This is a genomic window from Streptomyces sp. NPDC018026 (assembly GCF_044327745.1).
Taxonomy (GTDB): domain Bacteria; phylum Actinomycetota; class Actinomycetes; order Streptomycetales; family Streptomycetaceae; genus Streptomyces; species Streptomyces rubrogriseus.
This window is the reverse complement of record NZ_JBIRFY010000003.1, coordinates 402,042-422,814: the sequence shown is the minus strand read 5'-3', so window position 1 is coordinate 422,814 and position 20,773 is coordinate 402,042. Positions and strand designations below refer to the sequence as shown.

Below are 20,773 nucleotides of genomic sequence, written 5' to 3'. Positions count from 1 at the left end.
CACCGCGGCGGACGGCACCGTGGACGAGGACACGTACACCGAAACGGGAGCAGAAACGGACACGGACCCGGACGCACCCGGGGGCGCAGGCGCGAGCCGGCTCGACGTGCTGGCGGACCGCGCCGGGACCTGGCTGGCCAGGTCGGGCGCCGCCCCCGAGCGGCACACCGGGGCCGTGGCCGCGGACCGTTTCGACCGCATGGCCTGGCGCGACACCTACGAGCAGTCGCCCGCGCTGCGCGAGCTCGCGGGTGAACTGGGCGAGCACCACGCGCACACGGCCGACCTGCTCACCGACGTCTTCCTGGCCGCCTACAAGACCGCCCCTCGCCTGCGCGAGCCGGCCGAGCTGGAACCCTCCCGGCTGGTCAACCACCGCCTCGTCGCCGCGCTGCTGGAGTCACCGGACTTCGCCGAGCTGCACCGGGAGACGGTCGGCGACCCGTACGCCGCGGCCATGGCCGTGCTCGCCCAGGGCACCGCGCTGCGCCGGATGCTGGAGGACTCCCGGCCCGCCCGGGACCGGGACGAGCGGGCGGAGCAGTCCCGGCGGGCGGCCCAGGACGCGGCGGACGCCGTCGCCGAGGCGCTCCGGCAGGCCGCCGACGAGGCCGGCGAGGACGGCACCGTGCCGGGACCGGCGGCCGACGCCGTACGGCGGGCGGTTCAGGAAGCGGACACCGCCGAGCGGCGGGCCGCTTCCGCCGCGGCCCGGTCGCTCGCCGCGGCGGTTCCCGGCGTCCGGGCCGCCGCGCGCGGTGCGGTGGCGAAGTCGGCGGCGGCCGCGCGGGAGGAGAGCGCGCTCATGCGGGCCTGGGGTGTCGGTTCCGGCGAGCTGGAGCGGATGCCGTTCGAGGAGCGCGCCCGGCTGGCCGAGCGGCTGCGCACCGGGCGGCTCGCCGAGTGGGCCGAACTGATCGGCCGTTTCCGGCAGATGGCCGAGGGCGAACGCGCCCGCAAGGTGGAGAACGCCACCGGGGAGCTGATCGGGGTCACGCTCGGCGACGACCTCTCCCGGGTCATCCCGTCCGAGCTGGCGAATCTCGGACTGCCGGAACTGCGGGCGGTGTTCGCCGCACGCTACGCCGCCGGGGAGCTGATGCTCTACGACAGCCAGGGGGAACAGTCCACCGGCCGGGGCGCCGTCATCGCCTGCGTGGACACCTCGCACTCCATGTACGAGGCGGGGCCCGGCGGCATCACCAGGGAGGCCTGGGCGAAGGCGTGCGCGCTGGCCCTGCTGGACCAGGCCCGGCACGCGGGGCGGGACTTCGTCGGCATCGTGTTCTCCGCCGCCGACCGGCTCCGGGTCTTCCGCTTCCCGGCCGACCGGCCCGCCGGGCTCGCCCGTACCCTCGACTTCGCCGAGACCTTCCTCGGCGGCGGCACCAGTTACGAGCGGCCCCTGTCGGCGGCGGGCGAACTGCTCGAGGCCGAGTTCAACGACGCCGCCCGCACGCGCGGCGACATCGTGATGCTCACCGACGACGACTGCGGGGTCACCGAGGCGTGGATGCGGGGCTGGAACGAGGCCAAGCGCCGGCTGGGCTTCCGGGTCTTCGGCGTGGGCGTCGGCTCCCCGCGCGTCGCGGCGGCCGGCTCGGTCCTCGAGGCCCTGTGCGACAACCTCCGTTCCGTCGAGGACTTCACCGACGTGCACGCCGCCGCCGACCTGTTCCGCGTCATCTGAGCGGGCCGCCCGGCCCGGCCCGCCCGGCCGTCGCGGCTTGCCCGGCCATCGCGGCTTGCCGGCCGTCACGGCCTGCGGACCGTCACGGCTTGCGGGCCACCGCCCCGTACATCGCGATGTCCTCGTCCCGGATGCCCTGCTCGCCGGTGCCGTCCGGATGCCACTTGTGGACCTGGACGATGCCCGGTGCGACCAGCTCCAGCCCCTCGAAGAACTCGTGCGCCTCGTCGATGGTCCGCAGCCGCATCGGCATGTCGCGCGCCGCGTACTCGCGGGCGACCCGGCCCACCTCCTCGGGGGCGAACTCGGCGGTGCCGATGGTCATGGCCAGGTAGCTTCCCGCGGGCAGGGGCTCCAGGAGGCGGCGGACGATGCCGACCGCGTCGTCCTCGTCCAGGACGAAGTGGACGATCGCGATCACGGTGAGCGCGACGGGCTCGCCCAGGTCGAGCGTCTTGCGGAACTCGTCGGATTCGAGGACGGCTTCGGGACGCTGGAAGTCGGCCTCGATGTACGTCGTCCGGCCCTCGGGCGTACTGGACAGCAGCCCCTGGGACAGGGTGAGGACGATGGGGTCGTTGTCCACGTAGACCACGCGTGACCCGGGGGCCACCGACTGCGCTATCTCGTGCAGGTTGGGCGAGGTGGGGATGCCGGTGCCGATGTCGAGGAACTGACGGATCCCCGCCTCCTCGGCCAGCCATCGCACCGCTCGGTTCATCCAGTCCCGGTTGGCGCGCATGTGCACGGGCAGGGCGGGCCATTCCCCGGCCATCGCGTCCCCGGCCTCCCGGTCGGCGGGGTAGTAGTCCTTGCCTCCCAGGATGTAGTCGTAGATCCGCGCCGAGTGCGCGTGTTCGGTGTCGATCCGGTCGGCCGGCCATCCGCTGTCGGACATCGTTCGCCTTTCTCCGTGGGGTGGTGCGGTACGGGTGGAAGTCCTCACAGCTCCTTGCGCAGCGCGCCGAGGAGTTCCTCGGTGCCTCGGGCCGGCACCGCCTGGGCGCCCAGGCGGTCCAGTGCCTCGCGGTAGACCACCACGTCGTCGCCCTTGTCCAGGTAGACGGCGCCCACGAGGCCGCCGAGGTAGACGATGTCGGGGAGTTCGGGGGCCCGGAACCGGAAGAGGTCGAACGCGCCCGCCCGCATGGCGGGGTGCGGGCCCGCGGCGAACGGCATGATCTGGAGCGTCACGTGGGGCAGCCTGCCCACCTCGATCAGATGGTCCACCTGCTGCCGCATCACCTCGGCGCCTCCGACCGGCCAGCGCAGGACCGTTTCGTCCATCACGACCCACAGGCGGGGCGGACAGGGGCGGGTGAGGATCTCCTGGCGCCGCATGCGCAGGGCCACCCGGCGCTCGGTGTCGACCGAGGAGGCGTGCGGGTTCCCGGCGCTTTGCAGGGCCCGCGCGTAGGCCGGGGTCTGCAGCAGGCCGTGCACGAACCCGGCCTCGTAGGCGCGGATGTGCAGGGCCGCCTGTTCCAGGCTGAGATACGCCGCGAACCAGTCCGGCATGACGTCGCGGTAGGTGTGCCACCAGCCGCGCTTGTTCGCCTCCCGTGCCGACTTCAGGAAGGTGTCGATCTCCTGCTGGTCGCGGACACCGTAGATCTGGAGCAGCTTCTCGACGTCCGGGAGGCGCAGCCGGGCCACCTTCGCCGCCTCGAGCCGGCGGATCGTGGAGTGGCTCACCCCGATCGCCTCTCCGGCCTGCTCGAACGTGAGACCGGCGCGGGTGCGCAGCTCCTCCAACTGCCTGCCGAGGATCATCCGCAGCACGGAAGGTGCCCCGCCCCAGTCGGTCTCCGCGGTCACACCGTCTCCCCTTCGCCGTCCCGCGCCCGGGCCCGGACACGCCAGTCTGTCACGGGCTCAGCCCCGCCGCAGGAGCATGCATCCAGTCAGCTGCAATTTTCAACTTGCCGGTTGCGCTGGGTTGTTGACGGATGACACAGTGACTTCACCGCCCTCTGCGATTCCCGACCCCTCACCCGGACCGTCCTGCTGGAGACCTGCCCCACCCATGGGGCGATCTCGCATGACAACGTTCTCCTGCCGTCCGTCGCGGCCAAAGGACCACCCCCCATGGACCTGCAGCACACCCGTGATCCACGTCCGTCCGCCGCCACCGTCCGTGACCGCTCGTGCTCGTCCGGAGCCGCCGCCCAACCGCCCCGCCGACGGCGTCCGGGTCCGGCCCCGCTCAGCCTCCCCGCCGGACTCCGCGCCGAGCTGGGGCACGACGCCGTGGGCACCTCGGCGTCCCACGGCGAGCACATCCTGGCCCGTCTTCCCCGTGCCGGCTGCGTGTTCGCCGACGAGGGGCGCTGGTGGTGGATCGTGCCCGCCGGATCCGACATCGGGATCGCGTGGCCGTCCGGCACCCACTACGCCGTCGGCGACCCGTCCTGGACCCGGCCGCGGCCGGACGGCGGCCGCCCGGCCGGGCCGCAGCTGGTCCACGGCCCCGACGGCGACTCGCCCTACACCGCGCCCCTCCCGCTGTACTTCCTCGCCTGCGGGCTCGCCGGAGTGGCGCCGCGCTGGTCCCTGGCACCCTGAGCGGTTTCGCACCGCGGTCCGGCGCGAGGTCCCGGGCAGGGCCGCCTATGACCCACCGACCGCAACACCCCCGGCACGCGGGGCATCCGGCGGGCGCCCCTTCCCCCCGCTTCACCTTCCGAACCTGGAGTGCCTCCTTCCGATTGATTTCGTTCAACTAGTTGACATGCACAGGGAAGGACTACAACGCTGCAAGTCCCCCACACCAAGGAGGACCGTGTGCTTTCCCCACGCAAGCTGACGGCGTCCCTGGCCGTCGCGGCGTCGATCGGCGCCGTGGCCGTCGTCGTCGGGCCGGCCGAACCGGCGTCGGCGGTACCGGACACCATCCCGCTCACCCTGAAGAACGACTCGGGCAGCGCCGAACAGGTCTACGTCTACGTGATCGGCACCGAACTCGCCTCGGGGCAGCAGGGGTACGCCGACGAGAGCGGCGCATTCCACGCCTGGCCGGCCGGTGGCGCCCCGCCCGTTCCGGCGCCCGACGCCTCGTTCGCCGGCCCCGCAAACGGCGGGTCAAAGACCGTTCAGCTTCCGAAGTTCTCCGGCCGGGTCTACTTCTCGTACGGCAAGAAGCTCGACTTCCGGCTCGCCGACGGCGGTCTCGTTCAGCCCGCCGTCCAGAACGCCGACGACCCCAACCACGACACGCTGTTCAACTGGACCGAGTACACGCTCAACGACTCCGGTCTGTGGATCAACTCCACCCAGGTGGACATGTTCTCGGCGCCCTACTCCGTCGGTCTGACCGCGGGCGACGGCTCCACCAAGCAGACCGGCTCGCTGAAGCCCGGCGGGTACAAGGCGGTCGCCGACGGGCTCGCCCGGCAGGGCGGCGGCTGGGAAGGGCTGGTCCAGACCCGGGGCGACGGCTCGCCGCTGCGGGTCCTGGCCCCCGGACACGGCGTCGGCTCCGGCGACCTGCCCGCCGGGGTGATGGACGACTACATCGACCGCGTATGGAGCAAGTACGCCTCCGAGACGCTGACGGTGACCCCGTTCAAGGAGCAGCCGGACACGAAGTTCTTCGGCAAGGTGAACGGCGACAGGATGGACTTCACCGACGGCAGCGGCGCGGTGGTGACCTCCTTCGAGAAGCCGGACTCCGACTCGGTCTTCGGCTGCTACAACAAGCTCGACGCCCCCAACGACCAGGTGCGCGGCCCCATCTCGCGGACCCTGTGCGCCGCGTACAACCGCTCCACACTGCTCACCAACTCCGAACAGCCCGACGCCGACGACTCCGGCTTCTACCAGGACGACGTCACCAACCACTACGCCCGCCTCGTCCACGGGCAGATGCGGGACGGCCGGGCGTACGCCTTCGCCTTCGACGACGTCGGCAACCACGAGTCGCTGGTGCACGACGGCGACCCCAAGGACGCGGCGATCACGCTGGAGTCCTTCGACTGACCGGGCCGGCCCCACCCGCGCCCGAACCGACGCACCACCATCCCCCCACACCCCCGCGCCCGCTCCCGCCTCGTGGGAGCGGGCCCACGAAAGGGAGAGACATGGCCTCCCCACGACTGCTCCGCAGTTGCCTCCTCGCCACCCTGTCCGCCACCCTCGTCGCGGCCGCCGCGGTCAGCCCCGCCCAGGCGGAACGCGGTCCGCAGGCCGCCGCGGCGGTGACGTTCTCCGACACCTTCGACGGACCCGCCGGATCCGGCGTCGACACCTCCAAGTGGCAGCTCGAGACCGGCGACAACGTCAGCAACCACGAGCGGCAGTACTACACACCCGGCACCGACAACGCGAAGCTCGACGGCCAGGGCAACCTGGTGATCGAGGCCCGCCGCGAGAACCCGGACAACTACCAGTGCTGGTACGGCACGTGCGAGTACACCTCCGCACGGCTGAACACCTCCGGCAGGTTCACCGCGACCTACGGCCACGTCGAGGCCCGGATGAAGATCCCGCGCGGGCAGGGGATCTGGCCCGCGTTCTGGATGCTCGGCCAGGACATCGGCGAGGTCGGCTGGCCCAACTCGGGCGAGATCGACGTCATGGAGAACGTCGGCTTCGAGCCGTCCACGGTCCACGGCACCATCCACGGCCCCGGCTACTCCGGCTCGGGCGGCATCGGCGCGGCCTACACACTGCCGAACGGCGAGGCGTTCGCGGACGCCTTCCACACCTTCGCGGTGGACTGGGCCCCGGACAGCATCACCTGGTCGGTCGACGGCAATGTCTACCAGACCCGCACGCCGGCCGACCTGGGCGGCAAGGACTGGGTCTTCGACAAGCCGTTCTTCCTCATCCTGAACCTCGCGGTCGGCGGCTACTGGCCGGGCGACCCCGACGGCTCGACCACCTTCCCGCAGCAACTGGTGGTCGACGAGGTGAAGGTGACCACGAGCGACGGCTGACGGTCCCCGCCCGTTCGGTCAGCCGCGGGTCGGGCTCTGGAGGCCCACCACGCGCAGCAGTTCCAGCCGCTCGCGCGACTCGCTGCCCGGTCGGGCGGTGTGGACCACGAGCCGCTGATCGTGCTCGGGGCTCAGCAGCACCTCGCAGTCCAGCTCCAGCGGGCCGACGACGGGATGCAGGAAACGCTTGACGCCGCCACGGCGCACGGCGACCTCGTGGCTGTCCCAGAGCGCGGAGAACTCCTCGCTGCGGGCGCGCAGCCGGCGTACGAGTGCCACCAGCCGTGCGTCGTCCGGGCGCCTGGCCAGGGTGGCACGCAGATCCGCCACCGCCGCGCGGGCGGCCCGGTCGTGGTCCTCGGCCGGGAAGCGTGCCCGCGCGGCGGGGTCCGTGAAGAAGCTCCAGACGACGTTGTGCTCCGCCTCGGGACGGGCGGACGCGTCGCCGTGCAGCGCCTTGGCCATCGCGTTCTGCGCGAGGACGTCGCCGCGGTCGCTCACCACCTGGGCGGGCACGTCGGTCAGCCGGTCCAGCAGGAGGAGCAGGGCGGGGCGGACGTGGTCCGTGGGCGTGCGGTCGCGCGAGGGCTCCTCGCCGGCCAGGTGGAACAGGTGGTCGCGTTCGTCGTCGGTCAGTCGCAGCGCGCGGGCGACGGCCGCGAGCATCTGCCGGGACGGACGCGATCCCCTGGCCTGTTCGAGCCGTGTGTAGTGGTCGGTGGACATGCCCGCCAGCTGCGCCACCTCCTCGCGGCGCAGCCCCGGGGTGCGGCGCCGCGCACCTCGCGGGAGGCCCACGTCGGCGGGGGCGAGTCGGGTACGGCAGCGGCGCAGGAAGTCGGCCAGCTCGGTTCTGTCCACCCGTCCACCATGCCCCGCGCCGCCGTCCGCAGCCAGGGACGGCCGGTCCCTGGACGAGGACGTCTCTCCCGCCACGGGCGGCGGCGCCGGATTCTGGAGGCCGGCGGGCTTCGCCGGCCCGGTTCGCCGGTGCCGCGCGCTGCCCGGGTCCCTTCGCACGGAAAGGCGTGACCGCCATGCAGTACCGCACGCTCGGCCGCACCGGCATCAAGGTCAGCCCCTACGCACTCGGCGCCCTGATGTTCGCCACCTCGGTCGGGAATCCGGACCCCGACGACTCCGCCCGCATCATCCACAAGGCGCTGGACGCCGGGATCAACCTGATCGACACCGCGGACGCCTACCGCGACTCCGAGGAAGTCGTCGGCAAGGCGATCCGGGGGCGGCGCGACCGTGTCGTCCTCGCGACCAAGGTGAGCCGCCCGGTGGGGGACGACCCCAACCGGCGGGGCGCCTCACGGCGTTGGATCATGACGGCCGTGGAGGACTCGCTGCGCCGCCTCGGCACCGACCACATCGATCTCTACCAGATCCACCGGCCGGATCCCGACACGGACGTCGAGGAGACGCTCTCGGTGCTCTCCGACCTGATCCGCAGCGGCAAGGTCCGTGCGATCGGCACGTCCACGACCCCGGCGTCCGACCTGGTGGAGGCCCAGTGGGTCGCCGAGCGGCGCGGTCTTGCCCGGTTCCACACCGAGCAGCCGCCGTACTCGCTGCTCGACCGCGGCATCGAACGCGAGGTGCTGCCGGTCGCGCAGCGCCACGGGCTGGGCACGCTGGTGTGGGGCCCGCTCGGGCAGGGGCTGCTCACGGGGCGGGTGCGCAAGGGCGGGCCGAACGAGCTGCGCCGCGCCGGACTCGTCCGGCACCTCGGGGACGAGCGCCGTCTCGACGCGGTCGAACGGCTCGTCCCGCTCGCCGCCGAGGCGGGCCTGCCGCTGACCCACCTCGCGATGGCGTTCACCATCGCCCACCCGGGCGTGACCAGCGCGATCGTCGGGCCGCGCACCATGGATCACCTCGACGACCTGCTCGCCGGCCTCGACGTCACCCTCGGTGACGACCTGCTCGACCGGATCGACGAGATCGTCCCGCCGGGCACCGACGTCGGCGTGCTCGACCAGGTCTTCGTGCCCCCGGCGCTCCAGCGGGCGCACCTGCGTCGCCGCCCCCTGGACGAACGCCGCGCGGCCTGACTCCGGTCAGGGGGACGTCGTCCGGGCGATGTCCGGGGCCGGGGCGTCCTCGTCCGGGGCCGCCGGAGGCGGAAAGATCAGATCCTCCAACGCGTCCGCGGCGAAGAGGAAGGCCATCATCACGACTGGTAGAAGCAGCGCGAGCAGAATCACAGGACCTCCCGGTGGGTCGGTCTGTGGGCTTCGTGGCCCGGCTTCAAGGATGGGCCCGAACGGCCGAACCCGCACGGCGGGAGCCGACGGAGCCGCCAAACCGCGGACACCACCCCGGGTGACCCTTTGGCCATATGTTCACGCATATGCAGAACGAATGTGCGGCACCATCTCTGCCCACGGCATGCCGTTGAGTACGTATGGAAGCAGCTCTTCGCGACCGGCGGCCCGCGTCGGTCCGGCCGCCCGCCTCAGTCCGGCCGGGTCGCCAGGTCCAGCTCGATGAGGACCGAGTGGTACGTACGGCCGGTCGCGCGGTCCATGCCGATCTCGCACATGCGGTTGGCGGACAGGTGGGCCTCGTAGGCGCGCGAGGTCACCTCCGCGGCCTCCTTCGCCGTCGCCGACGCCGTCAGCTCCTTGTGCAGCATGCCTCGGTCCCCGGCGAAGGCGCAGCACCCGGCGTCGTCCGGGACGACGACCTCGTCGGCGACCGCCTCGGCGACCGCGCGGAGCTGGTCGACGTCGCCCAGGTGCCGCATCGAGCAGGTCGGGTGCAGCACGGCCGAACCGGTCGTTCGGCGGATCGTCAGCCGCGGCAGGAGCTCCTCGGCGGCCCACACGACGGAGTCGATCACCTTCAGGCGGGCGTGCAGCTCCCGGTTGGCGTGGGTGAGGTGGGGGACGACCTCGTGCTGGATGCCGAGCGTGCAGGAGGAGGCGTCGACGACCAGCGGGAGCCGTCCGCCGTCGGTCCAGGCCCAGGCGGCCTCGACCATGCGGTTGGCCATCACGGTGTTGCCGTCCGCATAGCCCTTGGAGTGCCAGATCGTCGAGCAGCAGGTGCCCGCCACGTCGTCCGGGATCCACACCGGCCGGCCGGCGCGGGCCGAGACGTCGACCACGGCCTGCTGGAGCGAGGGGATGCCGTCGCCGTCCGGCCCGGCGAAGATCCGGTTGACGCAGGCCGGGTAGTAGACGGCGCTCGCTCCCGCCCGGGAGGTGGGCGGCACGGTGCGGGCGGCGGCGCCCGGGATCTCCGGCAGCCACTCGGGCACCAGATCGGGGCGTACGGCCTTGCGGGCGAGGCCGGTGGCGGCTTCCAGCAGCCGGTCGCCGATCTTCTCGGCCGCGCCGACCGCGAGGCGGGCCGACGCCTCGACGGTCTTGAACCGCTTGGCGGTGAGTGCGGCGATCCGCTCCTCGCGCGGCGAGTGCCTGCGGTGGCGGAAGTCCTTCATCATGGCGCCGGTGTCGATGCCGACCGGGCAGGCGATCGCGCAGGTGGAGTCGCCCGCGCAGGTGTCGACGGCGTCGTAGCCGTAGGAGGCGAGGAGCTGTTCCTCCACCGGCGAGCCGTCCGGTTGCCGCAGCATCTCCCGGCGCAGCACGATGCGTTGGCGCGGGGTCGTCGTCAGGTCGTGGCTGGGGCAGGTGGGTTCGCAGAAGCCGCACTCGATGCAGGGGTCGGCGACGGGCTCGATGCCGGGGATCGTCTTCAGTCCGCGCAGATGGGCCCTCGGGTCCCGGTCGAGGACGACCCGGGGCGCCAGCACGCCCCCGGGGTCGATCAGCCGCTTGAGCCGCCACATCAACTCGGTGGCCCGGGGCCCCCATTCCAGCTCCAGGAAGGGCGCGATGTTGCGTCCGGTGGCGTGCTCCGCCTTCAGCGACCCGTCGAAGCGCTCCACCGTCATCCGGCAGAAGTCGTCCATGAACGCGGCGTACCGGTCGACGTCGGAGGGCTTCGAGGCGTCGAAGGCGAGCAGGAAGTGCAGGTTGCCGTGGGCGGCGTGACCGGCGACGGCGGCGTCGAAGCCGTGTTCCGCCTGGAGGCCGAGCAGATCCTCGCAGGCGTCGGCCAGCCGGGACGGCGGGACCGCGAAGTCCTCCGTGATCAGGGTGGTGCCCGCCGGGCGGGAGCCGCCGACCGCCGTGACGAAGGCCTTGCGGGCCTTCCAGTAGCCGGAGATCACCTTGGCGTCGCGGGTGAACTCGTTGGTCACCGAGGGGACCGGCGCGACCAGTTCGAGGCGTTCCACCACCCGGGCGGCCGCCCGCTCGAAGGCCGCCTGCCCCGCCTCGTCGGGCGCCCGGAACTCCACCAGCAGCGCCGCCGTCTCCCGCGGCAGACCGGCCCAGTCGGCCGGTACGCCCCGCACGCTCACCGAGGCACGCAGCGTGTTGCCGTCCATCAGCTCGACGGCGAGGGCCCCGGCCTCGTTGAACAGGGGTACGGCCGCCGCGGCGGCGGTCAGCGAGGGGAAGAAGAGCAGGCCGCTGGAGACCCTGCGGTCCAGCGGCAGGGTGTCGAAGACGACGTCGGAGATGAAGCCGAAGGTGCCCTCGGAGCCGACCATGAGGCCACGCAGGATCTCGACGGGTGTGGCACCGTCCAGGAAGGCGTCCAGCCGGTAGCCGTTGGTGTTCTTGATCTCGTACTTGGCCCGGATGCGGGCGGCGAGCTCCGGGTCCGCCTCGATCTCCGCCTTGAGCGCCAGCAGCCCCGCGCACAGCTCGGGCTCGGTCCGCGCCAGCGACTGGTCGGCGTGCGGGTCGGCCGTGTCGACGACGGTGCCGCCGGGCAGCACGAAGGTCAGTGAGGCGAGGGTGCGGTACGAGTTGCGGGTGGTGCCCGCGGTCATGCCGGAGGCGTTGTTGGCGACCACCCCGCCGACGGTGCAGGCGATGGCGCTGGCCGGGTCGGGCCCGAGGATCCTGCCGTACCTGGCGAGGGTCGCGTTGGCCCGCATGACGGTGGTGCCGGGCCGGATGCGGGCCCGCGCGCCGTCGTCCAGGACCTCGATGCCCGTGAAGTGCCGCCGCACGTCGACCAGGATGTCCTCGCCCTGGGCCTGGCCGTTGAGGCTGGTGCCGGCGGCGCGGAAGACGACCTGGCGGCCGTGGTCGCGCGCGTACGCCAGCACCGCGGCCACGTCCTCGATGCTCTCGGGAAGTACGACGACCTGCGGCACGAACCGGTAGGGGCTCGCGTCGGAGGCGTACTTCACCAGGTCGGAGACCTTCCACCGGACCTTGTCGGGGCCGAGCAGGGCGGTCAGGCCGGCCCGCAGCGGCTCGGGGGCACCCGTGGCCGCGGCGTCGGGCACCCGGTCGGCGGACGCGGCACGGTGCGTGCCTGGGCGAAGGGTTTCCGGCTTGGGCTCCAGCAGGGGCATGACGTTCGACTCCCACACGATCTCGGTCGGTGCTGATCAGCGTACGACTGCGGTGCCCGCAGGCCCCGGGCGGGACCGGCGGGCACCGAAGGTCACCCGGGCAGGTCCGGGCCCGGGTCCGGATCCGGGCCCGGCAGCAGGGCCACCACGTCGATCTCCACGAGGATGTCCATCAGGTCGGACCCGACCGTGGTGCGCACCGGGCAGGGTTCCTCGAAGAACTCGCGGTAGGCCGCGTCGTACGCGGCGAAGTCCCGCCTGAGGTGCTGCAGGTGCGCCGTGACCTTCACGACGTCCCGCGCGGACAGGCCCCGCGCGGCCAGGACCGCACCCACGTTGCGCAGCACCTGCGCGGTCTGCGCTCCGACGCCCTCCGGTACGGCGCCCGTGACCGGGTCCTGGGGGCCGAAACCGGCCGTGAACAGGAACCCGCCCGCCACCACGCCCTGGGAGTAGGCACCCGCGGGTCGGGGCGCCCCGTCCGTGTGCACCGCCTGCTTGCCGTTCGGCTCGCTCATCCGGTCAGGTCACCGTCCCGCTCGTTGACGCCCGCGTAGTGACGGAGCTTGTCCTCGTCCACGCTCACGCCCAGGCCCGGTCCCGAGGGCACCCGCAGCCGGCCGTCCGCCAGGTGCAGCGGCTCGATGATGTCGTCCGCGTGCAGGTAGTACATGCTGTCGATGGCCCGCGACAGGACGGGCGTGCTCGACACGACGGCCAGGTGCGCGGCCGTGGCGATGCCGAGTTCGCCGCCGCTGTGCAGGTTCATGCCCAGGCCGAAGGTCTCGCAGTGCGCGGCGAGCGCCTTCGTCGCGGCGATGCCGCCCCACTTGTAGACGTCACCGTGGATGACGTCGACCGCGTTCAGGCGCATGGCCGGGGCGAAGTCCTCGAAGCGCACGACGCACATGTTGGTGCACAGCGGGATGCGTACCTTGGCCTTCACCTGGGCCATGCCCTCGATGCCGACGCAGGGGTCCTCCAGGTACTCCAGGTCGAGTTCCTCCAGGGCGATTCCGGCCCGCACCGAGTCGGGGACCGACCAGGCCGCGTTGGGGTCGACCCGCAGGTTCACGCCGGGCAGCGCCTCGCGGACGGCGCGCAGGATGGCGACGTCTCCCGCGCAGTCCTTGGTGCCCTTGAGCTTGACGGCCTCGAATCCGCCTTCCTCGACGACCCGCACCGCGTGCTCGGCCATGGCCTTGGGCAGGTCGGCCGGGGTCGCTCCCGGCGCGTCGGCGCGGGTGATCAGCGCGGTGATCGGCACCTCGTCGCGGACGGCGCCGCCCAGCAGGTCGGTGACGGACTGGCCGGTGGCCCTGCCCATCGCGTCCCAGCAGGCGACGTCGACGGCGGCGATCGCCGCGTAGCCGAGGTAGCCGTAGAAGAAGGGCACCATGTGCTGCTTGCGGTGGAAGCCCTCCAGCGCGAACGGGCTGGTCCCGATCAGGTCCGGCACCATCCGGCGCACGATCGCGGCGACCGGCGCGCCCCACATCGTCTCGCCCCAGCCCTCGACGCCCGCGTCGGTGCGCACCCGCACCACGGTGCGGGTCTCCCCGGTCTTGGTCTCGAAGGAACTGGTGAACGGGTTGACGAGTGGGAGGTTGACGACCCACACGTCGACGTCGGTGATCTTCATTTCTTCTCCTCGCATCATCGGGGTCACCGGCTCGCCGCGTCGAAGGCCCGGATCGCGCGGGCCAGTCCCCGCGCCCGGTCGTCCAGGAGCCGGCCGCCCCGGTCGGCGTCGGCGCCGGAGGCGTCGTCGGTGGAGCCGCCGACCCGCTCCCACTCGCCGTGCCGCTCGACGGTCAGGCCGGGGTGGGGCGGGTGGTCGAACAGCGGGGGCGGTTCGACGGGGGTACGGGCCGGCACGGGGGTGCGCACCAGGCCGGGGTGGGCGGCGAGCATGAGGGACGTCTCGAACCAGCCGGCGTGGCCCGGGGTGACGTCCGGCCGCCCGGCCCCGTCCTCGCCCGCGGTGAGGGTCCAGTAGGAGCAGGCGGCGACCGTGACCCGGGCGCGCAGCGCGAACCGCTTCACGGCGAGCCGCATGATCTCGTCGTTGCCGCCGTGGCCGTTGACGACCATGACGCGGCGGTACCCGCTGGTCACGAGCGAGTCGAGGACGTCGTCGAGTACGGCGCCCAGGGTCGCCGCGGAGAGCGAGACGGCCGCCGCGAACAGGTGGTGCGGACTGTGCCCGAAGGGCAGCGCGGGCAGCCGCACGATCTCGGGTGCGGAGGGCTCGCGGTGGAGCAGGGCCAGCGCCCGGTCCAGGACCTCCTCCACCAGGAGCGTGTCGGTCCCCATCGGCAGGTGGCCGGCGTGCTGCTCCTGCGAGCCGATGGGCAGCAGTGCGATGCCCTGCTCGCCGGCCCGGCGGACCTCCCGCCAGGTGAGTTCGGTCAGTCTCGATTGGCTCACGGTGCTACCTCTCCGAAACGGGGCCATGGCAGAGTCGGCGCATGGTCCACGAAAGTTCTCCGTTGCGACTGGTCCCCGAGGCCGCGCGGCAACCGGCCACTCCCGCGGCACCGCGTCGGCTGGGAGCCGTCGAGCTGGTGCCCGGCCGGGTCACGGCGGCCGTGCTGTCCATGGGCGGCCGGGTGCTCGACCGCACCGAGGCGTCGTACGACGCGGCCGGCGCGACCCCCGCGGACATCGACGGGGCGCTGGCCGGGGTGGCGGGTGTCTTCGCCGCCCACGAGGTCCAGGGGATCGGCGTGGCCGCGGCGGGGCTGGTGGACCCCGGCACGGGACTGATCCTGGAGGTCAACGACGTGCCGGCGCTGCACGGCTTTCCGGTGACGGAGCGGCTGGGCGCCCTCACCGGCGTCGGGGTCCGGGTGGAGCACCGGGCGCGGCTCCAGGTGCTCGGCGACCGCTGGTTCGGCGCGGGCCGGGGGCGGCGCACCTTCGCCTCGGTCTCGACCGGCGAGGTGCTCGGGGTGGGTGTCCTCTACGACGGTGAGGTGCTGGCTCCGCCCGGCGGGCGCAGCGGCGCGCACATGACCGTGTCGGCCAGCGGCGAGCTCTGCACGTGCGGGAACCGGGGCTGCTGGAAGACCCTGGCCACGACCGGCTGGCTGCGGGCCGGGGCGCGGGCCGCGGGGCTCGGGGCGGCGGTGTCGCTGGCCGAGCTGGTCGGCAGCGGGGACCCGCTCGCCGGGCGGGTGGTGGAGGAGTACGCGCACAACCTCGCCCTGGGCCTGGTGAACGTGCAGCAGCTCTTCGCGCCGGGTCTGTTCATCCTGCACGGTGAGGCCCGTGAGGGCGGTGAGCGCTTCCGCACCGTGGTGGAGGAGCGGCTGCGGAACGCGGTCGCCTTCGCGGGGGCCGAGCAGCCGCGGGTGCTGGTCGGCACCGCCGCGGTCGACGACGTTGCGCTGCTCGGCGGGGCGGGTCTGGTGCTGTCGCACCTCTAGCGTGGGGCGGTTCATCGGCTCGCTTCGTCCGTCGGTTCGTCCGTCGGTTCGTCCCTCGGGGCGGACGCGTGTGCCGCGGCCCGTCGGCCCCGGCGCGGGTCGAGCACCGGTACGGCGTCGAGGAGCTGCCGGGTGTAGGGGTGGCGCGGGGCGCGCAGCACCGCCGTCGCCTCGCCGACCTCGACCAGGCTCCCCCGGCTCATCACCGCGACCCGGTCGGCGACCTGCGCCACCACGGCGAGGTTGTGCGAGACGAAGACGTAGGTGAGGCCCAGCCGCTGTTGCAGGTCCGCCAGGAGGTCGAGGACGGTCGCCTGCACGGAGACGTCCAGTGCGCTGGTCGGCTCGTCGAGCACCAGCAGCCGGGGGTGGAGCGCCAGGGCCCGCGCGATGGAGACGCGCTGGCGCTGGCCGCCGGAGAACTCGTGCGGGTAGCGGTCCTGGATGCCGGCGTCCAGGCCGACGGCCTCCAGGAGTTCCCCGACCCGTTCCCGGTTGCGGGCCCGTGCGCGCCGTCCGCGTGCCTCGGGGTCGTGGGTGACCAGCGGTTCGGCGACGATGTCGGTGATGCGCATGCGCGGGTTCATGCTGGAGTAGGGGTCCTGGAGGACGACCTGCATCTGCCGTCGGACGCCGCGCAGTTGGGAGGCGGTGAGGGCGGCGAGGTCCTGTCCGTCGAAGCGCACGCTTCCGGCGGTGGGTTCGAGGAGTCCGAGGAGCAGCCGGGTGAGGGTGGTCTTGCCGCAGCCGGACTCGCCGACCAGGGCCATGGTCTCGCCCTCGCGGACTTCGAGCGACACGTCGTCGACGGCGACGTTCGGATGCCGCCCGCCGAATTCCTTGCGCAGGCCGGCCAGTTCGAGGAGGGGCCCGGCGGGCGTGGGCTTGGGCGCGGGCGTGGTGGCGGGGGCGGGGGTGTCGGTCGCGTCGGTGCTCATGCCGCCTCCAGTCGCGGGGTGGCCGCCAGGAGCCTGCGGGTGTAGTCGTCGGCCGGGCGGTCGAACACGTCGAGGACGTCGCCCGTCTCGACGACCTTGCCCTGGTTCATGACCACGACCCGGTCGGCGGTCTCCGCGACGACCGCCAGGTCGTGGGTGATGAGCACGACGGCCATGTCGTGCTTGCGCTGGAGCGTGACCAGGAGGTCGAGGATCTGGCGCTGCACGGTGACGTCCAGGGCGGTGGTCGGCTCGTCGGCGATGAGGACGCGGGGGCGGGCCACCAGCGCCGTCGCGATCATCACGCGCTGGCGCAGGCCGCCGGAGAGTTCGTGCGGGTACTGGCGGTAGCGCAGGGCCGGGTCGGGGATGCCGACCTCGTCGAGGGCCGCCAGCGCGGCCTCCCTGGCCTCGGCGCGGGACATGCCGGTGTGGTGCCTGAGGACCTCGGCCACCTGGGCGCCGACGCGCTGGAGCGGGTCGAGGCAGGTCATCGGGTCCTGGAAGACCATGGCGATGTCGCGGCCCCGGACCCGGCCGAGTTCCTTCTCGGACAGGCGCAGCAGATCGCGTCCGTCGAAGCGGATCTCGCCGCTCGCGTAGACGCACGGCGGGCTCGGGTTGAGGCGCAGGACGGAGAGCGCTGTGGCGCTCTTGCCGCTGCCGGACTCCCCCACCACGGCGAGGGTCTCGCCGGCGCGGACGTGGAGGGAGACGTCCCGGACGGCGTGGACGACGGAGCCCGCCAGGCGGAAGTCGACGCCGAGGCCGTCGATCTCGAGGAGCGGTGGCTGGTCGGCGGGCCGCCGGGGTGCGTCCCCCGTGGGCCGGCCGGGGCCGGTTGTCGGTCGGTCGTTGGTCATCGGCGGTAGGCCTTCGGGTCCGCGACGTCCCGCAGGGCGTCGCCGGTGATGTTGATGGCGAGGGAGGTCAGCATCAGCGCGATGCCGGGGAAGACGGCGACCCACCAGGAGGTGCCCAGGTAGAGCTGGCCGTCGGCGAGCATGCCGCCCCAGGTGACCGTCTCCTTGGGAACGCCCAGGCCGAGGTAGCTGAGGGAGGCCTCGGCGACGATGGCGGCGGCGACGTGCAGGGTGCCGATGGTGGCCAGCGGCGCCATCACGTTGGGCAGCAAGTGGCGGCGCATGATGGTGACGTCGGTGACGCCGATCGCGCGGGCCTCGGTGACGAAGTCGCGGGTGCGCAGCGACATCACCTCGGAGCGCACGACGCGGGCGTAGGAGACCCAGCCGGTGAAGCCGAGCACCACGATCACGACCCACAGGCCGGAGCCGAGGAAGCCGACGACGGCGAGGGCCAGCAGCAGCGAGGGGAAGGCGAGCTGGACGTCGGCGAGCCGCATGAGGGTGCGGTCGGCCCAGCCGCCGAAGTATCCGGAGGCCAGGCCCACGACCGTACCGATGACACCGGCGAGGAGTGCGGCGCCGGCGCCGACGAGCAGGGAGACCCGGGCGCCGTGGACGACGCGGGAGAGCATGTCGCGGCCGAGCTGGTCGGTGCCGAGGAGGTGGGTTCCGCTGCCGCCGTCCTGCCAGGCGGGGGGCCGCAGCCGCAGCAGGAGGTTCTGGGCGTTGGGGTCGTAGGGGGCGATCAGTGGGGCGAACAGGGCGGCGAACAGCAGCAGTACGAGCACGGCGAGGGCCAGTACGGCGAGCTTGTTGCGCAGCAGGCCGCGCAGGACGACGGATCCGGAGCCGGCGGACGGCTTCTTGTCCGGGGTCACGTCTGTCGCGGCCGGTGACATGACGGTCATCGGGACGTCCTCACCCTCGGGTCGAGGAAGCTGTAGGAGAGGTCGACGAGCAGGTTCACCACGACGAAGGTGGCGGCGAAGAACAGGACGGTGGCCTGGACGAGCGGGAAGTCGCGGTTGGAGATCGCCTCGACGGTCAGCTGGCCCACGCCCGGCCAGGAGAAGACCCGTTCGGTGAGGATCGCCCCGCCGAGCAGGTTGCCGACCTCCAGGCCGACGACGGTCACCACCGGCAGCGAGGCGTTGCGCAGTCCGTGCCTGAGCACCACCTTCAGCGGCCCGAATCCCTTGGCCCGGGCGCTGCGGATGTGGTCGGAGGACAGCACGTCGATCAGCGAGGAGCGCAGCAGGCGGGCGACGACGGCGACGGAGTACACGGCGAGGGTGACGGCGGGCAGGACCAGGTTGGCGAGGGTGCCGTAGCCGGAGGCGGGCAGGGCGCGCAGCCAGACGGCGAAGACCAGGATGAGCAGGATGCCGACCCAGAACGGCGGGGTGGACTGGCCGAGCAGGACGCCGGTCATCACGGTCTTGTCGGTGCCCCGGCCGCGGCGCATGGCGGCGACGATGCCCGCCGGGATCGCGACGACCAGGGTCACCGCGAGCGCGGCGGCGGCCAGTTCGATCGTGGCCGGCAGCCGGTCGGCGAGGATCTCGCCCACGGGCTGGCCGTAGACGAGGGAGTCGCCGAAGTCGAGGTGGAGCAGTCCCCAGAGGTAGTCGAGGTACTGGGCGAACAGGGACTGGTCCAGGCCCAGCGAGTGCCGAAGCACCTGTTCCTGTTCGGCCGTGGCGTCCGGCGGCAGCAGGATCTTCACCGGGTCGCCGGACAGGCGGACGAGGAAGAAGGCGACGGTCGCCGTGCAGAACAGCACGAACAAAGCGGTGAGAAGGCGCTTGAGCACCCCTCGCAGCGGGCCCGTCCGGTCCGTGCGGCGGGCCGGGGCGGCCGCCGGGGCGGGTGGTTCGTCCAGGGTGAGGGCGCTCATCGGGAGACCTCCGCGCTCTCCATCGAGAGGACGCCCGCGGCTCCCGGCGTCCAGCGGGGCCGGTCGTTGCGGGCGATGATGTTGTCGATCTGGTAGAGGAAGACGAAGGGTGCTTCCCGGCGCATCAGCCGTTGCAGGTCCGAGAAGGCCGCTTCGCGCCTGCGGGGGTCCTCGGAGAGCTCCTCGGCGTCGATGAGGCGGTCGGCCTCGGCGGAGTGCCAGCGGCTCTGGCGGCGGTCGCTGCGCACGTTGGACTGGACGATGCTCGCGCCGTCCATCGTCCAGACGGTGCTGGCGGCGAGGTAGATCGGGCCGAGCGCACCGCGGTTGTCGGAGGTGAGGCGGGCCGAGTAGGTGCCGGGGTCGAGCAGGTTGACGCGGGCGTCCACCCCGGCCCTGGCCAGGAGTCCGGACAGGGCCTCGGCGACGTTGGCGTCGACGTTGGAGGCGGTGAGGGTGGTGGAGAAGCCGTGCGGGTGACCGGCCTCGGCGAGCAGCCGCCGCGCGGTGTCGAGGGAGCGGGTGAAGGGCTTGACGGTGGGGTCGAAGCCGAAGGAGCCGCGCGGGACGAGTGCGGGCGTCTCGGTGGCCTTGCCGCCGAGCACGGCCTTGATGAGCAGCGGGACGTCGATCGCGTGGTTGAGCGCCTGGCGCACCCGGCGGTCCTGCAACGGGCCCCGTTCCAGGGTGTTCAGGGACAGGTAGGCGGTGCGGATCCCCGTGTAGCCGTCGATGGTGATGCCGCCGTAGCCGTCGAGTTGCTGGGCGGCGTCCGGGGTGAGTCCGGCCACGAGGTCGACGCCGCCGCTCTGCAGGGCGGCCAGGGAGGACGAGGCGTTGGGGGCGGGGCTGAAGACGAGGCCGTCGACGGCCGGGCGTCCGTTCCAGTGGCCGGGGTGGGCCCGCATCCGCAGTTCGTGGTCGCGCTGCCAGCTCTCGAAGGTGAAGGGACCGGTGCCGACGGGGTGGTCGGCGAAGGCCGCGTCGCCCACGTCGGCGAGGTGGCGGGGCGGCACGACGACGCCGCCGAACAGGGAGAGCTTGGCGGGCAGGATGGGGTCGTGCACGGTGGTGTGGATGTCGACGGTGAGCCGGTCGACGACGGTGACGCCCTCGACGAAGCGCAGCTCGACGATCGGTGACTTGGTCGCCGGGTCGAGCAGCCGCTCGATGCTGAACGCCACGGCGCGCGCGTCGCACACCTCGCCGTTGTGGAAGGTCACCCCTGGGCGCAGGACGAAGCGCCAGGTGCGCGCGTCGGTGGCCTTCCAGGAGAGGGCGAGCCTGGGGTGCAGCCGGTTGTCCCGGCCGCGGGTGGTGAGGGTGTCGAACATGTTGATCAGGACGTTCATGGACACCATGTCGCCCTGCTTCTGCGGGTCCAGCGTCTTCGGGTCGCCCGTCTGGGAGACCCTGAGGACGTTGCCGGCCCGGTCCGCGGCGGCGGTCGTGCCGCACGCGCTCAGGAGCGCGGGAGCGCTGAGCGCTCCGAGCAGCAGACCACCGGTCCGCAGGACCCGGCGTCGGCTGGGACGGCTGCGGTCCACCGTGCGCCCCTGAAAACTTCGTTCCATTGAACAACACCTCCGTTCCGTCAGATGGAATGCGGTTGGGTTAAGCTA

19 protein-coding genes are annotated in these 20,773 nt (G+C 72.7%); 6 read left to right on the top strand and 13 right to left on the bottom strand.

Annotated features, from left to right (window positions below; translation table 11 throughout):
* Positions 1–19: 19 nt before the first annotated feature.
* Positions 20–1,690 carry a VWA domain-containing protein gene (locus tag ACH4D3_RS12060; RefSeq protein WP_398320047.1) on the top strand — a complete coding sequence of 557 codons (1,671 nt, stop codon included), beginning with the start codon at positions 20–22 and terminating at the stop codon, positions 1,688–1,690.
* A gap of 82 nt (positions 1,691–1,772) precedes the next feature.
* Here ACH4D3_RS12060 and ACH4D3_RS12055 read toward each other — a convergent pair whose 3' ends face one another.
* Both ACH4D3_RS12055 and ACH4D3_RS12050 read right to left on the bottom strand, forming a co-directional pair.
* Positions 1,773–2,588, bottom strand: a complete 816-nt coding sequence (locus ACH4D3_RS12055) for an SAM-dependent methyltransferase (protein ID WP_398320044.1) — start codon at positions 2,586–2,588, stop codon at positions 1,773–1,775.
* 44 nt (positions 2,589–2,632) lie between these two features.
* Positions 2,633–3,508, bottom strand: a complete 876-nt coding sequence (locus tag ACH4D3_RS12050) for a helix-turn-helix domain-containing protein (RefSeq protein ID WP_398320041.1) — start codon at positions 3,506–3,508, stop codon at positions 2,633–2,635.
* Between the two features lie 270 nt (positions 3,509–3,778).
* Here ACH4D3_RS12050 and ACH4D3_RS12045 point away from each other — a divergent pair, with 270 nt between their 5' ends.
* The 3 genes from ACH4D3_RS12045 (at position 3,779) to ACH4D3_RS12035 (ending at position 6,627) form a co-directional block, all read left to right on the top strand.
* Entirely contained in the window at positions 3,779–4,255 is a 477-nt protein-coding gene (locus tag ACH4D3_RS12045; protein WP_398320038.1) for a hypothetical protein, read from the top strand.
* A gap of 219 nt (positions 4,256–4,474) precedes the next feature.
* A complete protein-coding gene (locus ACH4D3_RS12040; protein ID WP_398320035.1) occupies positions 4,475–5,668 on the top strand; it encodes a glycoside hydrolase family 64 protein in 1,194 nt (397 codons plus the stop codon).
* 101 nt (positions 5,669–5,769) lie between these two features.
* Complete coding sequence (locus tag ACH4D3_RS12035) at positions 5,770–6,627, top strand: family 16 glycosylhydrolase (protein WP_398320032.1); 858 nt, start codon at positions 5,770–5,772, stop codon at positions 6,625–6,627.
* An 18-nt stretch (positions 6,628–6,645) separates the two neighbouring features.
* Here ACH4D3_RS12035 and ACH4D3_RS12030 read toward each other — a convergent pair whose 3' ends face one another.
* Positions 6,646–7,488 (bottom strand): helix-turn-helix transcriptional regulator, encoded by an 843-nt coding sequence (locus ACH4D3_RS12030; RefSeq protein ID WP_398320029.1) that lies wholly within the window; start codon positions 7,486–7,488, stop codon positions 6,646–6,648.
* A 176-nt stretch (positions 7,489–7,664) separates the two neighbouring features.
* Here ACH4D3_RS12030 and ACH4D3_RS12025 point away from each other — a divergent pair, with 176 nt between their 5' ends.
* Positions 7,665–8,687, top strand: coding sequence for an aldo/keto reductase (locus ACH4D3_RS12025; protein WP_398321097.1), 1,023 nt, complete (start codon positions 7,665–7,667; stop codon positions 8,685–8,687).
* Between the two features lie 6 nt (positions 8,688–8,693).
* Here ACH4D3_RS12025 and ACH4D3_RS12020 read toward each other — a convergent pair whose 3' ends face one another.
* From ACH4D3_RS12020 to ACH4D3_RS12000, 5 genes are all read right to left on the bottom strand, one after another.
* The gene (locus ACH4D3_RS12020) at positions 8,694–8,840 is read right to left on the bottom strand and encodes a hypothetical protein (RefSeq protein WP_398320026.1); all 147 of its coding nucleotides are present in this window, start codon (positions 8,838–8,840) and stop codon (positions 8,694–8,696) included.
* Between the two features lie 251 nt (positions 8,841–9,091).
* Positions 9,092–12,019: an FAD-binding and (Fe-S)-binding domain-containing protein gene (locus ACH4D3_RS12015; RefSeq protein WP_398320024.1), complete on the bottom strand. Its 2,928-nt coding sequence runs from the start codon at positions 12,017–12,019 to the stop codon at positions 9,092–9,094.
* A 92-nt stretch (positions 12,020–12,111) separates the two neighbouring features.
* Positions 12,112–12,537 carry a RidA family protein gene (locus ACH4D3_RS12010; protein ID WP_398320021.1) on the bottom strand — a complete coding sequence of 142 codons (426 nt, stop codon included), beginning with the start codon at positions 12,535–12,537 and terminating at the stop codon, positions 12,112–12,114.
* Positions 12,534–13,661: a mandelate racemase/muconate lactonizing enzyme family protein gene (locus ACH4D3_RS12005; RefSeq protein ID WP_398320018.1), complete on the bottom strand. Its 1,128-nt coding sequence runs from the start codon at positions 13,659–13,661 to the stop codon at positions 12,534–12,536. The genes ACH4D3_RS12010 and ACH4D3_RS12005 overlap by 4 nt, the downstream gene beginning before the upstream one ends.
* A gap of 23 nt (positions 13,662–13,684) precedes the next feature.
* Positions 13,685–14,449, bottom strand: a complete 765-nt coding sequence (locus ACH4D3_RS12000; protein ID WP_398320015.1) for a creatininase family protein — start codon at positions 14,447–14,449, stop codon at positions 13,685–13,687.
* 62 nt (positions 14,450–14,511) lie between these two features.
* On the opposite strand from ACH4D3_RS12000, the gene ACH4D3_RS11995 reads away from it, so the two are divergent.
* Entirely contained in the window at positions 14,512–15,450 is a 939-nt protein-coding gene (locus ACH4D3_RS11995; RefSeq protein ID WP_398321094.1) for an ROK family protein, read from the top strand.
* A gap of 11 nt (positions 15,451–15,461) precedes the next feature.
* Here the strand turns inward: ACH4D3_RS11995 and ACH4D3_RS11990 are convergent, their stop codons facing one another.
* The 5 genes from ACH4D3_RS11990 to ACH4D3_RS11970 are packed head-to-tail and all read right to left on the bottom strand — an operon-like array spanning position 15,462 to position 20,725.
* Complete coding sequence (locus ACH4D3_RS11990) at positions 15,462–16,388, bottom strand: ATP-binding cassette domain-containing protein (RefSeq protein ID WP_398320012.1); 927 nt, start codon at positions 16,386–16,388, stop codon at positions 15,462–15,464.
* Entirely contained in the window at positions 16,385–17,251 is an 867-nt protein-coding gene (locus ACH4D3_RS11985; protein ID WP_398320009.1) for an ATP-binding cassette domain-containing protein, read from the bottom strand. The genes ACH4D3_RS11990 and ACH4D3_RS11985 overlap by 4 nt, the downstream gene beginning before the upstream one ends.
* The gene (locus ACH4D3_RS11980; RefSeq protein ID WP_398320006.1) at positions 17,248–18,162 is read right to left on the bottom strand and encodes an ABC transporter permease; all 915 of its coding nucleotides are present in this window, start codon (positions 18,160–18,162) and stop codon (positions 17,248–17,250) included. Before ACH4D3_RS11980 ends, ACH4D3_RS11985 begins: the two co-directional genes overlap by 4 nt.
* Positions 18,159–19,151, bottom strand: coding sequence for an ABC transporter permease (locus ACH4D3_RS11975; protein WP_398320003.1), 993 nt, complete (start codon positions 19,149–19,151; stop codon positions 18,159–18,161). The genes ACH4D3_RS11980 and ACH4D3_RS11975 overlap by 4 nt, the downstream gene beginning before the upstream one ends.
* Positions 19,148–20,725: an ABC transporter substrate-binding protein gene (locus tag ACH4D3_RS11970; RefSeq protein ID WP_398320000.1), complete on the bottom strand. Its 1,578-nt coding sequence runs from the start codon at positions 20,723–20,725 to the stop codon at positions 19,148–19,150. The genes ACH4D3_RS11975 and ACH4D3_RS11970 overlap by 4 nt, the downstream gene beginning before the upstream one ends.
* Positions 20,726–20,773: the final 48 nt, after the last annotated feature.

Coding starts and splice junctions, on each gene's coding strand:
- ACH4D3_RS12055 (WP_398320044.1), bottom strand. CDS start 2,588: ATGTCCGACAGCGGATGGCCGGCCGACCGGATCGACACCGAACACGCG.
- ACH4D3_RS12045 (WP_398320038.1), top strand. CDS start 3,779: ATGGACCTGCAGCACACCCGTGATCCACGTCCGTCCGCCGCCACCGTC.
- ACH4D3_RS12035 (WP_398320032.1), top strand. CDS start 5,770: ATGGCCTCCCCACGACTGCTCCGCAGTTGCCTCCTCGCCACCCTGTCC.
- ACH4D3_RS12025 (WP_398321097.1), top strand. CDS start 7,665: ATGCAGTACCGCACGCTCGGCCGCACCGGCATCAAGGTCAGCCCCTAC.
- ACH4D3_RS12015 (WP_398320024.1), bottom strand. CDS start 12,019: ATGCCCCTGCTGGAGCCCAAGCCGGAAACCCTTCGCCCAGGCACGCAC.
- ACH4D3_RS12010 (WP_398320021.1), bottom strand. CDS start 12,537: ATGAGCGAGCCGAACGGCAAGCAGGCGGTGCACACGGACGGGGCGCCC.
- ACH4D3_RS12005 (WP_398320018.1), bottom strand. CDS start 13,661: ATGAAGATCACCGACGTCGACGTGTGGGTCGTCAACCTCCCACTCGTC.
- ACH4D3_RS11990 (WP_398320012.1), bottom strand. CDS start 16,388: ATGAGCACCGACGCGACCGACACCCCCGCCCCCGCCACCACGCCCGCG.
- ACH4D3_RS11985 (WP_398320009.1), bottom strand. CDS start 17,251: ATGACCAACGACCGACCGACAACCGGCCCCGGCCGGCCCACGGGGGAC.
- ACH4D3_RS11980 (WP_398320006.1), bottom strand. CDS start 18,162: ATGACCGTCATGTCACCGGCCGCGACAGACGTGACCCCGGACAAGAAG.
- ACH4D3_RS11975 (WP_398320003.1), bottom strand. CDS start 19,151: ATGAGCGCCCTCACCCTGGACGAACCACCCGCCCCGGCGGCCGCCCCG.
- ACH4D3_RS11970 (WP_398320000.1), bottom strand. CDS start 20,725: ATGGAACGAAGTTTTCAGGGGCGCACGGTGGACCGCAGCCGTCCCAGC.